The sequence below is a fragment of the uncultured Sphingomonas sp. genome (assembly GCF_936927845.1).
In the GTDB taxonomy this organism is placed as follows: Bacteria; Pseudomonadota; Alphaproteobacteria; order Sphingomonadales; family Sphingomonadaceae; genus Sphingomonas.
In genome coordinates this window covers 1-13,138 of the sequence record NZ_CAKZHV010000025.1, presented here as the reverse complement: position 1 = coordinate 13,138, position 13,138 = coordinate 1, and the positions used below count along the sequence as shown (strand labels likewise).

Sequence of the window (13,138 nt, the reverse complement as noted above, 5' to 3'; positions counted from 1 at the left end):
TTGCGACGAGCGGTTGCGCATCGTGCGTCACGGCCGGGTGACCGCTCCGATCTCCTCCGGTGCGTCGGCGACGACCGCGAGCATCGTCGTCCAGGCGGCGACGTTCTGCTGCAACTGCGCCGGATCAACGCGGTCGAGCGTGTCGTCAGGGGTGTGGTGAACGTCGAAATAGCGTAAACCCGACTGATTGAGGTCAATGCCCGCGACGCCGAGCGCGATCGTCGCCTCGATGTCCGAACCATCACCACCTGGCCCCGTCCCGCGAACGATGCCTAGTGGCGCAAGTGCGCTCGCCAGTCGATCGGCAACCGGCTTGGCGGCAGGCGGCAGCGTCGTTTCGAAGCGCCAAACGCGGTCGGCACCAAAATCGCTCTCGGCCGCGATCGCGTGGCGCTCGGCGCCGTGCTTGCGGGCGTAGTCCTCGCCGCCGAAGCCGCCGACTTCCTCGGCGCCGAACCAGACGACGCGGATCGTGCGCCGTGGACGCCGGCCCGAGTCGAGGATGCGCTTCGCAGCGGCGGTGGTGATGGCGACGCCGCTCGCGTCATCGATTGCGCCGGTCGCGAGATCCCAGCTGTCGAGGTGGCCGCCGACGAGCACGACGCCCGCCGCTGGATCGGTGCCGGGCACCTCAGCGATAACGTTGCCTGACTCGTGGCTGCCGGTCTGCTTCGGCGTGAGGAGCAGGCGCATGCGGATCGGCTTGCCGCGGAGCGCCATCCGCTCGATCAGCTCGGCGTCGGGGACCGACAAGGCGGCGGCGGGGATCGCCGCCATGCCCGTGGGAAAGTTGGTGACGCCGGTGTGGGGCAGGCGGTGCGTGTCGGTGCCGATTGAGCGGATCACGATGGCGGCGGCGCCCTTGGCTGCGGCCATCGCGGGTCCGGTGAAGCGCGCGGGGCCGTTCGCGCCGTAGCTCGATCCGTCCTGCGTCGGCTGCATCGAATTGCCGATATAGACGATCTTACCGCGGACCGCGCCGGCGGGGGCATTGGCGAACTCGGTCGTGCTAGGAAACACGACGAGGTCGGCAATCAATCCCTGTGCGCCGGTCGAGCCCGAGTTACCGAGCGCGGCGAGTTTCAACTTCTGCGCGAACGGCGCGATGATCTCGGCTTCCTCGGTGCCGCGCACCCAGACCGGCATCTGATAGGTCTCTATCCGCACGTTCTTGAAGCCCAGCGCCTTGAGCTTGGCAGCGCCCCAGGTGCGCGCGCGTGCTTCGGCCTCAGTGCCGGCCAGTCGTTGCCCGACCTCGGTCGTCAGGCCCTCGACGATATCATAGGCGACCTCGTCCTTGAGCGCGGCGTCACGCAGCGCGGCGACCCGCGCGTCGACGGGCGCTGGCGGCGTCGGCGCGGGGCGGGTGCCGGCGGGCTGGCCCACGGGCGTCGGTGCCGCCGCGGTCTGTGCCGCCACGGGGGCAGACAGCGTGATGGCGGGCAGGGCGGAAGCGGCGGTCGCCGCGAGCAGGATGCGCTTCATGGACCAGAGGCGTAACCGGCACCTGCCGGTTTGCCAACGCCGTGCGGGGGCCTTACATGCGAGCGGAACGAATTTCCCCGCAGCATCATCACGCGAGAAGGCGACCCATGGCCGTCCAGTACACCTACGTCATGAAGGGTCTGACCAAGACCTTCCCGGGCGCGAACAAGCCCGTGCTGAACAACATCCACCTGCAATTCATCCCGGGCGCGAAGATCGCGATCATCGGCCCGAACGGCGCCGGCAAGTCGACGCTGATGAAAATCATGGGCGGGATCGACACCGATTTCGTCGGCGAGGCGTGGGCGGCCGAGGGCGTGCGCGTCGGTTATCTACCGCAGGAGCCCAAGCTCGACGACAGCAAGACCGTGATCGAGAACGTGCGGCTGGGTGCCGGCCCGGTCGCCGACATGGTGGAACGCTTCAACGCGATCTCGGCCGAGATGGGTGATCCCCAGGACGACACCGATTTCGACGCATTGATGGAGGAGATGGGCGATCTTCAGGCGAAGATCGACGCCGCCGACGGCTGGTCGCTCGACAGCCAGCTCGAACAGGCAATGGAGGCGCTGCGCTGCCCGCCGTCCGATGCGCCCGTCACCAATCTGTCGGGCGGTGAGAAGCGCCGAGTCGCCTTGTGCCGGCTGCTGCTCGAAAAGCCCGACATCCTGCTCCTCGACGAGCCGACCAACCACCTCGACGCCGAGAGCGTGTCGTGGCTGGAAAATTTCCTGAAGGAATATACCGGCAACGTCATCCTCGTCACCCACGACCGCTACTTCCTCGACAACGTGGTGAACTGGGTGCTCGAGCTCGATCGCGGGCGGTATTACACCTACGAGTCGAACTATTCGGGCTACTTGGAAAAGAAGGCGAAGCGACTGGAGCAGGAGGAGCGCGAGGAGGCCGGGCGGCAGCGCGCGATCGCCGACGAGCTCGCATGGATGCGCCAGACCCCCAAGGCGCGCCAGACCAAGTCCAAGGCGCGTATCCGCGCGTTTGACGAGCTGATGGAGAAGCAGGAGAACCGCGTTGCGGGCAAGGCACAGATCCTGATCCAGCTGCCCGAGCGTCTGGGCGGCAAGGTGATCGAGGCGAAGGGGCTGACCAAGTCGTACGGCGACAAATTGCTGTTCGACGGGCTCGACTTCACGCTGCCGCCGGGTGGCATCGTCGGCGTGATCGGCCCCAACGGCGCGGGCAAGTCGACGCTGTTCAAGCTCATCACGGGGCAGGAGCAGCCCGACGCGGGGACGATCGAGGTCGGCTCGACCGTCAAGCTCGGCTACGTCGACCAGAGCCGCGATCACCTCGATCCGAACAAGAACGTCTGGCAGGAAATCTCCGACGAGCTCGAGGTGTTCCGCTTCGGCAAGCAGGAGCTGGGCACGCGCGCCTACGTCGGTGCGTTCAACTTCCGCGGGCCCGACCAGCAGAAGAAGGTCGGCCAGCTCTCGGGCGGTGAGCGCAACCGCGTCCACATGGCCAAGATGCTGAAGGAGGGCGGCAACGTCCTCCTGCTCGACGAGCCGACCAACGACCTCGACGTCGAGACGCTGCGCGCGCTTGAAGAGGCGCTGGAGACGTTCGCGGGCTGCGCGGTGGTCATCAGCCACGATCGCTTCTTCCTTGATCGACTCTGCACGCACATCCTCGCGTTCGAGGGCAACAGCCACGTCGAATGGTTCGAGGGCAATTACGAGAGCTACGAAGAGGATAAGCGCCGTCGTCTGGGCGATGCCGCCGATCGGCCGACGCGGCTGGCGTACAAGAAGCTCACGCGCTGATGCGCCGCGCCTCCGGCACCTGCGATGATCTGTCGCGCTGGCTGGAGGCGGAGGGGATCGTGCCGGTCGAGGGGCCAGGCACGATCGCCGACGTGGCGCTGGTGCGCGGCCTGCTGGTCGCGGCGGCGCGCGAGGGGCGGGCGGTGAGTTATTCCGAGCTGCTGCGCGCGCTCGGTCACCGCTTTACCCGGCCGAAGATGCGCGCGCTATGCAAGACGCTCGACGCGATCGATGCCGTGGACGAGGGAGCCGGAGAACCGGCGCTCGCCGTGCTCGTGGTGCGCGAGGGCGATCGGCTGCCGGGACAGGGATGGTGGACGACGCTCGCCGAACGGCTTAGCTATCGCGGTGCGTGGAAAGGCGCGGAGGCGGAACGCTTCGTCGCTGCCGAGCAGGGGAAGGCGTTCGCGTACTGGCGGGTGCGCTGACGGTCAGAGATGGTCGGTTTCGACCAGCAGATTGGCGATAGTGGCAGCCGCGATGACCGTGCCGAACCCATGCCGGACATGATCGCCGTAACCGTCGTTCATGGGCGACCATAGCTGGTGGATGGTCCGGCCGTTCACGTCGATGACCCAATATTCGGGCACGCCGTGCTGGGCGTAGAGGGTCGCTTTCCGGCCCAGGTCAGATTGCAATGTCGCGTCCGCAATCTCCACCACCAGCGACACGCTGGTGCCGGGAACCGGACCAAGGCCGCGCGGTTCGGAGGTGAGGAGCAGGTCGGGCTCGGGCACGTCCACGGGAGCCCACGTGACGCTGGCTTCCACCATGACGTGTAATGTCGAGCCCGCGGCACGAAGACCATCACGCAGCGCATCATACAACGTCATTTTCGCGAGCGCGTGCGGGCCGTGTTGCGCGTTGATGTATGTGACCTCACCGTCGATCAGCTCGGTCTTGCCGTAGCCGTCGAAGGCGCCGTCGCGGTCGAACGAGAGGTAATCCTCGACCCTCAGCTTGACGCGCGTCGGCACGTTGGTGATCGGCACATGCTCGGTCATGCCGGCGAAGCTATCATGGCCGCTGGATGGTTCCAACCTCGCCTCAATCGAGCAGGTGGAGCGGCAGCCGGGCTGCGACGACCTCGCGCAGGACGAAGCCCGATTCCATGCTGGTGACGCCGGGCAAGCGCGACAACTCCTCGCGATGGACTTCGGCAAAATGCGCTAGGTCGCGTGCCTGCACGGTGACCAGATAGTCGTACGAGCCTGACATCAGGTCGCAGCGCACGACCGAGGGGCTGTCGGCGATCGCGCGTTCGAACGCGTCAAGCACGTCCTTGCGCTGGCTCTCTAGCGTCATCTTAATGTGCACGGTGGTGCCGAGTCCAAGGCGCGCGAGGTCGAGTCGCGCGGCATAGCCCGCGATCACGCCCGCCTCTTCGAGCGCGCGCTGCCGCCGCGCAATGGCGGTGGCACTGCGGCCGATCCGCTCGGCAAGTGCGAAGGCGGTGGCGCGCGCATTCTCGACAAGGGCGCCGAGCAGGCGCCGATCGATGCGATCGAGCGGTTCGGATTGCAGCGTCATTGCAGACAATCATGCAGGAACCCGGTGCCGATCGGCAAGTCGGCATCCCGCTTCGCCGGGAAATTACGTATGCCACGCAGTAAAAGGCAGCAAACCAGAGGAGAGTCACCATGCGCGTCGGCGTACCCAAGGAAATCAAGAACCACGAGTATCGTGTCGGCCTGACCCCCGGGGCGGTGCGCGAATATGTCGCGCACGGGCACGAGGTGCTGGTGCAGGCAGGCGCCGGGCTCGGCATTGCGGCGTCGGACGATGTCTACCGCGCCGCGGGTGCCGAGATCGTCGAAACTGCGCAGGAAGTCTTCGCGCGCGCGCAGATGATCGTGAAGGTCAAGGAGCCGCAGCCGAGCGAGTGGGTGCAGCTGCGCGACGATCAGATATTGTTCACCTATCTCCACCTCGCCCCCGATCCCGAGCAGGCCAAGGGGCTGATGGCCTCGGGCGTCACCGCGGTCGCGTACGAGACCGTCACTGACGCTCGCGGGCAGTTGCCGCTGCTCGCCCCGATGAGCGAGGTCGCGGGGCGGCTGTCGATCGAGGCGGCGGGTCACGCATTGAAGGCGCCGAACGGCGGGCGCGGCGTGCTGCTGGGCGGCGTGCCGGGCGTGCAGCCGGGTCGTATCGTCGTGCTGGGCGGCGGTGTGGTCGGCACGCACGCGGCACGCATGGCGGTCGGCTTGGGTGCCGAGGTGACGATCATCGATCGCTCGATCCCGCGTTTGCGCGAACTCGACGAACTGTTCGGTGGTCGTGTCCGCACGCGCGTCTCGACGCTTGAGTCGATCGAGCAGGAGATCGCGGAGGCCGATGCCGCCATCGGCGCGGTGCTGATCCCCGGTGCGTCGGCACCCAAGCTCGTCACGCGTCCGATGCTCGCGCACATGAAGCCGCGTGCGGTGCTGGTCGACGTCGCGATCGACCAGGGCGGCTGTTTCGAGACCAGCCACGCGACAACGCACGCCGAGCCGACCTACGAGGTCGACGGCGTGATCCATTATTGCGTCGCCAACATGCCGGGTGCGGTGCCGCTGACATCGAGCCACGCACTCAACAATGCGACGCTGCCGTACGGCCTGGCGCTCGCCGACAAGGGTTATGCGGCGTGCGAGGAGAACCCGGGCCTGATGGAAGGCCTGAACGTGCGCGGCGGCAAGATCGTCAACAAGGTGGTTGCCGACGCGCTCGCTTGACCGACCCACATTGCTATTGTTTGGGGCGGCGTGTGGTGACACGCCGCCCTTTTCGCGTCAGCGGCGCTTGCCGCTCCGCTGGAACATTGCGTTCAGATAATCGGCGAGGCGTACGCCGCCCATCTCCAGTCGCTGCTCGACCCGTGCCTTGTTCTGGTAAACGTAAGCATAGGATAGCGCGGGGTCGGTCGGGTAGATCTGGTCGCGCAGGGCCGCACTCTCGTTGATCCAAGTATTCGGATCATTACTCGCCCAAGCGCGGCGATCCGCGGGTGTGATGCGCGCGCTGAGCCACACCGCCAGTTCGCTATAGGACAATTGCTCGTCGTCGATCAGGCCTGAATCCCACACCGAATGTAGGTTGGTCGGGCGACCGTAGAACGTCACAGCGACCTCGTTGCCACCCTTGTCGGTGCCGTTGCCGGCGTGAAGCGGTTGGTGCAGGTCGCCGATGATATGAATGATGAAGCGCAGTGCCGCCTGCCGCTCGGCGAGCGGGGCATGGGTGTCCTGCACGGTGGCGCTGAAATGGCGCAACGCGGTCGCCGCGTCGCCCTCAGATGGCGGTGTCATCTCCGCGTAGGTCTTGCCCTTGGGCACGGTGACATAATGCCACGGAGTCGACTCGCGCTGCCAATAGGGTGCCGGATCGGCGCGCATGAAGTCGGGCCAGTTCGACGCTTCGGCCATCGTCTCGACACCCAGGATGCTGCGAACCGCGGCGCGAGCGGTGGGAGTGAGCAGCGGCTCGGCCACTGCGCCGACGACGCGGTGTCCGGTCTTACCCCAGGCGCAAGCGGGGCTGGGAAGGGCGATGAGCGCCATGACGGCGAGAGCTAGGTAACGCATCGCCGGCCCCTGCCGCATAATTGTGACGGCGGCGTGATCGCGGGTGTTACCGCGCGATGCTGCGGGCCGGCGTCGTTGCTGTGGCGGAACAGTTCCGCTGGCTTCCGGGTTGAGCAAGCCGTTACCGGGTGGGTTTCCCTCTTGGCGACACCTTGTCGGACGCCACGCGCGTCGTGTTTCGGGAGGATGTATGAAGAAGGTGTATTTCGGTCTGGCCGCCATGATCGTGGCGATGCCGCTGGCCGCGTGCAGCGAGCGCGCGCAGGAGCAGACCTCGCAGGCCGCCGACGCAATTGGTGACGATGCCAAGAACATCGGGTCACGCGCCGCTGCGGCAACCGATCGCGCCGCCGACGATGTCGCCGCTGCCGCCGACCGCGCCGGTGAGAAGCTCGACCGCGCCGGTGATCGTGCTGCCGCCGCGACCAAGGACGCTGCGCGCAATGCCGACGCAGCTGCGGACCGTACCGGCGACAAGATCAATCGCGCTGGTGACCGTGCCGCCGACCGCACGGGTGCCGCGCTGCAGAACGCAGGCTCGGCCATTCGCGACTGATCGCACGCGACCGGCAGCGTGCGATCCACGCTGCCGGTTCACAAAGACGTCACGTCACTTGTTGGGACCCGAGAAGGTGGTGGACGCACTTGGGCTCGAACCAAGGACCCGCTGATTAAGAGTCAGCGGAAAAACGAGTAATATCAACGCCGCTTCCGTAATTATCTCGTTCTGTACCGCGTAGCTCCCCCCATCGTGGGCATCAATTTGTCGGAAAATGGCGCAGGGCGATTTTCGCGCCGTTGAGCAGCTGATCTTTCGGGGTACGCTACCCCCATGACCGACTCGCCCCTCACACCGGAAGCGCTCGCCACGTGGACCGACGAAGAGGTTCGAACGTTTTGGGTCAACAGCAGCTGGGAACTTGGGCACACCAACGGAGCGGCAATCGCGGTCGAGATGATGCGGCGCAATCTCGCCTTTGGGTCGGTCGTTGATGAGGATTTGGCAGCCGGCCCCGACAGACTGGCCGATCGCATCGTGACCACACCGGGTAGGGCGTGGGTCGCCTTCGCGGTCGTCTTCTCCGTCATCGCGATCATCACGATCTACGCGACGAGCCAGGTTTTCGGCTGATGTGCAATCGCGCGCGGCTGTCCTACGAACCCGAGACGATCCTGACGCATTTCGGCGCAGACTGGCTAGCCGACAAGCCGCGCGACAACCGGTTCGACCCGGGCGAGCTGCGCCCGAAGAGCCGGGCCTACGTGGTCCGCGAGCAGGGAGGGAAGCGCGGGCTCGATGTCATGGAGTGGGACGTGCTCGGCGGGGGTGCGAAGTGGCCGATGACGAATGTCCGCCAGCTGCACCTGCCGCAGTGGCGCCGCCTAGCGGAGAAGCCAGAGAACCGATGCTTGGTGCCGCTAAGCGAGTTCTGCGAGTGGACGCCTGACAAGCACGATCTCGGCGACAAAAAGCCACCGTTGAAGGGAGAGATGTGGTTCCAGGTCATCGACCAGCCGCTGTTCGCCGTCGCGGGGTTCTGGCAGCGCTCGGCCAAGGGTGCCGGCTTCACGATGGTGACATGCGATCCGAATGAGCTTGTCGCGCCGATCCATCCGAAAGCGATGATCACGATCCTGGCGCCTGATGATCACCAGCGCTGGCTGCGCGGCAGCTACGATGAAGTGGTGTCGCTACAACGCCCGTATCCGGCCGAGCAGATGACGGTGAGCGGGCCGGTGTTTCCGACGCGACAAAATCGAGGGACGGTCTGATTGCAGACGCTGCAATCTACGACCTCATCTTTTGCATTCGCCATCCGTTCGCGAGCGCAGCAAATTAATGGGGCCTTTCAGGCATCCTCTCCTAAGTAAACCTTTGGGTCGCTTCGGCGGCCCTTCTTTTTGCCCGGAGCTATCGCAGCTCCGCCCACACCGCATATCCGCGGTCGACCAGCTTCCGCACCATCCACCTGATGACCAGATACGGGTGCGAGCCGATGTCGTCGCGCTTGGTGATGGCGTGCTCCCAGAACTCAAGCATCAGCGTCTCGTCGCGCACATGCGGGTGCAGGACACGCAGCGCCAGCCGTACCGATTCCCGGCTGCTTTCGGGCGGCTTTCGGCAGGCCTGCTCCAGCACCTGAAGCGACAGATTAACCGCCAGCATCATCGCGCGCCGCTGCCGCACCTCGGGCATCGATTGACCGAAAGGCAGGGGCAGCACGAGGACGTCGCTGCTGGTGCACCCGGCCTTGCGGCAGATCTGGTCGTGCTGGACCGCGGCCCACTCCATCGAGCGCCGGCTATGCTTCCGGTCGCTGATCATCTCCTCGCGATCGAGCACCGCGACATGCCCGCACGTGCGGCACGTCACCTGCACCGCGGCCTCGACGCGACGCAGGTCATGCAGTGTCTTCGGGTGGCCGACCATGCCCCGCTTTGACACGGAACAGATGCAGAACAAAAGCCTGGAATTGTAGGATCGGGAGCGGCATCATGAGCGCATGATCGAGTCGCAATCCACCGCTCACGGCGCTGCGAACGGGCGCGCCATCAACCACCACCACGGCGAGACGTTCGGCGCCTGGCTGCGCGTCCAGGTCGATCGCGAGGGCCTTGTTGGGCAGTTGGTCGCCGGCGCGAAGGCCGATCGGCGTTTCCCACGCGATGGCAGCCCCGAGGACGTGCGCCGACACCTCGCCGCTATGCAGGCAGAGGGCGATCTGTTCGAAGCCGTCGACGAGGCCGAGATTGACTGGCGGGCGTACTAATGCCGGACGCGCGTACCGTAGTGCGTGAGCGGGCAGCCGCGCGCGGGCTCAGCTTTGCCGCGCTATCCCGACTGATCGGACGGAATGACGCCTTCGTGCAGCAGTGGCTCGAGCGAGGATCGCCACGAAAGCTCGACGAGGATGACCGCCTGCGTATGGCGATGGCGCTCGACGTGGATGAGGCGTCGCTCGGCGCGCGCATGCCGTGGCGACCGGTGACGCAGATGAAGGTTAGCCTCGCACTGACGGGGCAATGCGAGGCCAGAGGTCAAATCAGTAGCTCGGGCACTTTACCCGAATGAAATTGCAGGGGAGGCCGGGTATAGCCTGCTGTGGGCTCGACACGGCCGCCTTCGTTGGTGCTGGTGCCGCGAACGAAGGAACGGCAGCCACGGTCATTACCGCCATGGCGGTCGCAATGCTCAAGCGCTTCATGCTCACTCTCCGAATCGCCCCTGTAACCGGGGCAGGTCGAAAGGTACGCCTCTTGCGAAATGGGGCAATAGCCCTGCCCGAATTGCAAATCTTTGCAGGCCACCCGTGATCCACGACCACCGCGGCATGACGCGGTGCGCGCTGTGCCGCACGGACGATCGGCCGGTGCTGGTGGAGCAGCTCGCCCGCGACATGTTCGAAAGCCGCTGCGACGGCACGCACGATTACCGCTGGGATGAGTGCCCCGCCTATCGCGCGATCTTCCGCGGGTTCGCCGGCGTGGTCGCCAACAGCATCGACGCCGATCAGCACGGGCGCTGTCTGCTTTGCACTAGCAGCGATCGCAACGCGCTCGTGCTTATGGTCGCGCAGGCGTTGTGGGATAGCCGCTGGGAAGAGGGCGACCTGCCGTGGGAGCGGGCGGATCAGTGGCGAATGAAATATGCGGAGCTGGCGGCCGCGGCGTTCGCGTCGCTGGAGGGGCGGGCTGAACTGTAAGCCATTGCGGTTGCTTATGTGTCGCGGTCAGCCATGCTGATGGTGCGCGGCCTTGCCCCCAGCGAGCCGCGGCCCCGACCACACCGACCGACGCCTTTGGCGTGCTATCGAACCGGCAGGTGTGGTCGGGCTTTCCGCTTTCGCGTCAAAATGGTCATGCCCCCCAAAAAATGCCGGATTTGTAAATAAGTTAGGCTTCCTGTCATACATTGCCGCGATACGTAGGTGGCATGTTCTATGTGACGATCGCGGCTAGTGTTCTCGGCCTCACGTGGGCTGTTCAGATCGTCGCGGCCGCGGCAGGGGCGGGGTACGTCCTTTTCGCGCATCGTCGTGGACGCGCGAAAGCTCAGCGGCTCAGCCCGGACGCGGCTTCTTCGCGCCCTTGATCGCCTGCTTCACGGCAGGTGCCACCGCGATCGCGACGGGTGCGAGCGCCTTGGCGATGCGGAAGATAGTGGCGAGATTGATCTTCATGGGTTTTCTCCTTCGGGGGGGATTGATCAGGCGACTTCGCCTTGCGTGAAGCGGGCGACATTCGCGAAATCGCTGCGATAAAGCGCGGCCTCGGCCGAGCGGCGACGCACCAGCCCCGCCAGCACCTCGCCCCCCGCACGTATCCAGCCGCCGAAGGCGCCCGGCGTCGGGTCGCTGCCGCCCTTGCCGCCCGCGCCGGCATAGTCGCCCGCCCTGTGCCGCTTAAGCACGTCGGACTGGCGGAAGCCCTTCTTCATGCCGGGCAGCCAGAGCAGCGGCCCCATGCCAATGTTGTAGGCGAGCGCGACCATCGCGCCGAACTGCGCGGGGGTGGTCGCCACGGCGTCGACTGCCTTTCGCATCGGCCCGGAAAAATCGCGCTCGAGCAGCAGCGCGAACGTTTCGTCCGCCTGCGCCTGGGTGATCCTGTCGCCCAAGTGGACGCGTCGACCGTCGGGGTAATAGGTCATGCCCCACCCGATGGTCGGCACCTTCACCGAGTCTAGATAGGCGGCGAGCCGGCACTGCTCGAAATGGTGCATCAGGGCGAGCGCCATCGGCCCGACCCGTAGGCTAGTCGTTTCTTCCAACATGATCTGTGTCCTTGTGTCGCTGGCAGCACAGGCCGATGGACGGGGCTCAGCATGTGAACTCCCGGAGCGCCCTGTCGAAAGACGGGGCGCTTTGGCGTTCAGGCCTTCGGTTCGCCCGTCGTCTCATGGAACCAGCGGTCGACGTACGTCTTCGCGATCTTGATGATGCCCGCGCCCAGCGCGCCGACACCGGTGCCGAAGAGCAGTGCGGTAAGCGGCGCGGGCCGCGCGGTCACGATGATGCCCGCGGTGAACATGAGCGCCAGCGCGCTGACGGGTATGTCGAGCAGCCAGCGGTTCGCGCCCGCCCCATGCTGCACGACGTAGAAGCGCACCGCGATGCAGGCGCAGAGGGCGGCAATCATGCTGCCGGCCTCGAACGGATAGCCGAGCGCGTGCCAAACGACAGGTCCGGTCATGGTCGCCCCTTTTGAGATGGTAGCGGCCGCAGCTGCGACCGGTGCGGTGATGCCGGCGAGTGCCCCCACTCGCAGGCTCATCGCGTCACCGTCACGCCGACAGCCGCGACGAAGAACACGGCCGCCACGCCGAGCATGCGGCGAATGATCGGCCACGATTGCCAGATGTCGATCGGCAACGGCTCGCGGCGCAGCTGCGACAGCATGCCGGGGAGCGACATGATCAAGAGCGCCATGCCGGACACGCCGCAGGCGATCGCGACCGGGTCGACGAGGCGCTTGATGAAGAGCAGCGTGCCGGTCCGCGCCGGCTGTGTCGTGTCCCAGCCCCATAGCGTCAGCGCCTCGGCCCCGCTGCGCAGCGCGATGCCGGTCGCGAAGAGCAGGCCGATCCAGCGCAGAAGCCGCGCGGGTGAGATGCCCGGCACGTCGCGATGCCGGTGCTTCCGTCCGTCCGTCACCAGCGTGTAGATCGCCATACAGGCGAGCAGGCACGCCGCGGTCATCGCCCATAGATTGAGGGCGACCAACCATTCGACCCCGTTGAATGCAGCCGGCGCAGACGCGCTGGGGCTGCTCGCGACCGCCTTGGCCGCGAGGGACGTGTTGTTCATCGTCGGGACTCCGATGTGAGGAAGAGGCCTCGCCGGTCCTATTGCAACGAGGTAGACAGCCCGCATCGAACGGGAGTCGATGTCATGAGCGCGCTTGCCATTTCCGCTGCCGGGATCGCGATCAGCGGTTCAGTCATAGCCTTGCTGGTAAAGCAGCAGCGAGCGTGGCGTCGGGCGGCTCGGCGTGAGCGGTGGCTTGCTAAGCAAGCGGAGATTGCAGCGGCGTGGAAGCAGGCGGTGGAGCGCTAATTCCAGCGCGGTTTGACGGTCATTGGCGACAAACGCCGCTGGTGGGCCAGCCATGTACGCCGTGCAGGTGCGGCCGGCGCGAGCCTAGCCGCTCACGCCGGGGCTGCCGCAGTCGTTCGAACGGAGCGATTTGGCCCTAGGGCAAGCCAAGGCAGTAGCCTGAGCTTAGATGCGATTAGGTATATTGCGATGAGCTGCCCCCTTCTGAGTGGTCCATCGACTATGACAGTCTGGATCGAGG

17 protein-coding genes are annotated in these 13,138 nt (G+C 66.0%); 9 read left to right on the top strand and 8 right to left on the bottom strand.

Going from position 1 to position 13,138, the window contains the following annotated elements; translation table 11 throughout:
* Window positions 1–27: 27 nt before the first annotated feature.
* Window positions 28–1,485, bottom strand: a complete 1,458-nt coding sequence (locus Q0579_RS03325; protein WP_298809060.1) for a M20/M25/M40 family metallo-hydrolase — start codon at window positions 1,483–1,485, stop codon at window positions 28–30.
* Between the two features lie 107 nt (window positions 1,486–1,592).
* Between Q0579_RS03325 and ettA the strand changes: the two genes are divergently transcribed.
* Both ettA and Q0579_RS03315 read left to right on the top strand, forming a co-directional pair.
* The gene (ettA, locus tag Q0579_RS03320) at window positions 1,593–3,272 is read left to right on the top strand and encodes an energy-dependent translational throttle protein EttA (protein ID WP_298809056.1); all 1,680 of its coding nucleotides are present in this window, start codon (window positions 1,593–1,595) and stop codon (window positions 3,270–3,272) included.
* Window positions 3,272–3,700, top strand: coding sequence for a ribose-phosphate pyrophosphokinase (locus tag Q0579_RS03315; protein ID WP_298809054.1), 429 nt, complete (start codon window positions 3,272–3,274; stop codon window positions 3,698–3,700). The genes ettA and Q0579_RS03315 overlap by 1 nt, the downstream gene beginning before the upstream one ends.
* 3 nt (window positions 3,701–3,703) lie before the next feature.
* Here Q0579_RS03315 and Q0579_RS03310 read toward each other — a convergent pair whose 3' ends face one another.
* The gene (locus Q0579_RS03310) at window positions 3,704–4,276 is read right to left on the bottom strand and encodes a Uma2 family endonuclease (RefSeq protein WP_298809052.1); all 573 of its coding nucleotides are present in this window, start codon (window positions 4,274–4,276) and stop codon (window positions 3,704–3,706) included.
* A gap of 43 nt (window positions 4,277–4,319) precedes the next feature.
* Window positions 4,320–4,802 (bottom strand): Lrp/AsnC family transcriptional regulator, encoded by a 483-nt coding sequence (locus Q0579_RS03305; RefSeq protein ID WP_298809049.1) that lies wholly within the window; start codon window positions 4,800–4,802, stop codon window positions 4,320–4,322.
* A gap of 110 nt (window positions 4,803–4,912) precedes the next feature.
* On the opposite strand from Q0579_RS03305, the gene ald reads away from it, so the two are divergent.
* Entirely contained in the window at window positions 4,913–5,992 is a 1,080-nt protein-coding gene (gene ald, locus Q0579_RS03300; protein WP_298809046.1) for an alanine dehydrogenase, read from the top strand.
* A gap of 57 nt (window positions 5,993–6,049) precedes the next feature.
* Here ald and Q0579_RS03295 read toward each other — a convergent pair whose 3' ends face one another.
* Window positions 6,050–6,841, bottom strand: a complete 792-nt coding sequence (locus tag Q0579_RS03295; RefSeq protein WP_298809043.1) for a S1/P1 nuclease — start codon at window positions 6,839–6,841, stop codon at window positions 6,050–6,052.
* Window positions 6,842–7,031: 190 nt separating this feature from the next.
* On the opposite strand from Q0579_RS03295, the gene Q0579_RS03290 reads away from it, so the two are divergent.
* The 3 genes from Q0579_RS03290 (at window position 7,032) to Q0579_RS03280 (ending at window position 8,614) form a co-directional block, all read left to right on the top strand.
* Complete coding sequence (locus Q0579_RS03290; RefSeq protein WP_298809040.1) at window positions 7,032–7,397, top strand: hypothetical protein; 366 nt, start codon at window positions 7,032–7,034, stop codon at window positions 7,395–7,397.
* A 276-nt stretch (window positions 7,398–7,673) separates the two neighbouring features.
* The gene (locus tag Q0579_RS03285) at window positions 7,674–7,973 is read left to right on the top strand and encodes a hypothetical protein (RefSeq protein ID WP_298809038.1); all 300 of its coding nucleotides are present in this window, start codon (window positions 7,674–7,676) and stop codon (window positions 7,971–7,973) included.
* Window positions 7,973–8,614 (top strand): SOS response-associated peptidase family protein, encoded by a 642-nt coding sequence (locus Q0579_RS03280; protein WP_298809036.1) that lies wholly within the window; start codon window positions 7,973–7,975, stop codon window positions 8,612–8,614. The genes Q0579_RS03285 and Q0579_RS03280 overlap by 1 nt, the downstream gene beginning before the upstream one ends.
* Before the next feature lie 139 nt (window positions 8,615–8,753).
* On the opposite strand, the gene Q0579_RS03275 is transcribed toward Q0579_RS03280, so the two are convergent.
* Window positions 8,754–9,185, bottom strand: a complete 432-nt coding sequence (locus Q0579_RS03275) for a hypothetical protein (RefSeq protein WP_298809033.1) — start codon at window positions 9,183–9,185, stop codon at window positions 8,754–8,756.
* A 160-nt stretch (window positions 9,186–9,345) separates the two neighbouring features.
* Here Q0579_RS03275 and Q0579_RS03270 point away from each other — a divergent pair, with 160 nt between their 5' ends.
* The 3 genes from Q0579_RS03270 (at window position 9,346) to Q0579_RS03260 (ending at window position 10,545) form a co-directional block, all read left to right on the top strand.
* Window positions 9,346–9,612, top strand: a complete 267-nt coding sequence (locus tag Q0579_RS03270) for a hypothetical protein (RefSeq protein ID WP_298809032.1) — start codon at window positions 9,346–9,348, stop codon at window positions 9,610–9,612.
* Window positions 9,612–9,914, top strand: coding sequence for a hypothetical protein (locus Q0579_RS03265; protein WP_298809030.1), 303 nt, complete (start codon window positions 9,612–9,614; stop codon window positions 9,912–9,914). Before Q0579_RS03270 ends, Q0579_RS03265 begins: the two co-directional genes overlap by 1 nt.
* Before the next feature lie 298 nt (window positions 9,915–10,212).
* Window positions 10,213–10,545 carry a hypothetical protein gene (locus tag Q0579_RS03260; RefSeq protein WP_298809027.1) on the top strand — a complete coding sequence of 111 codons (333 nt, stop codon included), beginning with the start codon at window positions 10,213–10,215 and terminating at the stop codon, window positions 10,543–10,545.
* Between the two features lie 503 nt (window positions 10,546–11,048).
* Here Q0579_RS03260 and Q0579_RS03255 read toward each other — a convergent pair.
* The 3 genes from Q0579_RS03255 to Q0579_RS03245 all read right to left on the bottom strand — a co-directional run bounded on the left by Q0579_RS03255 (window position 11,049) and on the right by Q0579_RS03245 (window position 12,648).
* Complete coding sequence (locus Q0579_RS03255) at window positions 11,049–11,579, bottom strand: lysozyme (RefSeq protein ID WP_298809025.1); 531 nt, start codon at window positions 11,577–11,579, stop codon at window positions 11,049–11,051.
* Window positions 11,580–11,713: 134 nt separating this feature from the next.
* On the bottom strand, window positions 11,714–12,034 hold the full coding sequence (locus Q0579_RS03250; protein ID WP_298809024.1) for a hypothetical protein: 321 nt from the start codon (window positions 12,032–12,034) through the stop codon (window positions 11,714–11,716).
* Window positions 12,035–12,111: 77 nt separating this feature from the next.
* Window positions 12,112–12,648 carry a hypothetical protein gene (locus Q0579_RS03245; RefSeq protein ID WP_298809021.1) on the bottom strand — a complete coding sequence of 179 codons (537 nt, stop codon included), beginning with the start codon at window positions 12,646–12,648 and terminating at the stop codon, window positions 12,112–12,114.
* Window positions 12,649–13,138: the final 490 nt, after the last annotated feature.

Excerpts from the sequence above, each read along its gene's own strand:
- Q0579_RS03325 (WP_298809060.1), bottom strand. The coding sequence starts at position 1,485 with ATGAAGCGCATCCTGCTCGCGGCGACCGCCGCTTCCGCCCTGCCCGCC.
- ettA (WP_298809056.1), top strand. The coding sequence starts at position 1,593 with ATGGCCGTCCAGTACACCTACGTCATGAAGGGTCTGACCAAGACCTTC.
- Q0579_RS03315 (WP_298809054.1), top strand. The coding sequence starts at position 3,272 with ATGCGCCGCGCCTCCGGCACCTGCGATGATCTGTCGCGCTGGCTGGAG.
- Q0579_RS03310 (WP_298809052.1), bottom strand. The coding sequence starts at position 4,276 with ATGACCGAGCATGTGCCGATCACCAACGTGCCGACGCGCGTCAAGCTG.
- Q0579_RS03305 (WP_298809049.1), bottom strand. The coding sequence starts at position 4,802 with ATGACGCTGCAATCCGAACCGCTCGATCGCATCGATCGGCGCCTGCTC.
- ald (WP_298809046.1), top strand. The coding sequence starts at position 4,913 with ATGCGCGTCGGCGTACCCAAGGAAATCAAGAACCACGAGTATCGTGTC.
- Q0579_RS03295 (WP_298809043.1), bottom strand. The coding sequence starts at position 6,841 with ATGCGTTACCTAGCTCTCGCCGTCATGGCGCTCATCGCCCTTCCCAGC.
- Q0579_RS03290 (WP_298809040.1), top strand. The coding sequence starts at position 7,032 with ATGAAGAAGGTGTATTTCGGTCTGGCCGCCATGATCGTGGCGATGCCG.
- Q0579_RS03285 (WP_298809038.1), top strand. The coding sequence starts at position 7,674 with ATGACCGACTCGCCCCTCACACCGGAAGCGCTCGCCACGTGGACCGAC.
- Q0579_RS03280 (WP_298809036.1), top strand. The coding sequence starts at position 7,973 with ATGTGCAATCGCGCGCGGCTGTCCTACGAACCCGAGACGATCCTGACG.
- Q0579_RS03270 (WP_298809032.1), top strand. The coding sequence starts at position 9,346 with ATGATCGAGTCGCAATCCACCGCTCACGGCGCTGCGAACGGGCGCGCC.
- Q0579_RS03265 (WP_298809030.1), top strand. The coding sequence starts at position 9,612 with ATGCCGGACGCGCGTACCGTAGTGCGTGAGCGGGCAGCCGCGCGCGGG.
- Q0579_RS03255 (WP_298809025.1), bottom strand. The coding sequence starts at position 11,579 with ATGGCGCTCGCCCTGATGCACCATTTCGAGCAGTGCCGGCTCGCCGCC.
- Q0579_RS03250 (WP_298809024.1), bottom strand. The coding sequence starts at position 12,034 with ATGACCGGACCTGTCGTTTGGCACGCGCTCGGCTATCCGTTCGAGGCC.
- Q0579_RS03245 (WP_298809021.1), bottom strand. The coding sequence starts at position 12,648 with ATGAACAACACGTCCCTCGCGGCCAAGGCGGTCGCGAGCAGCCCCAGC.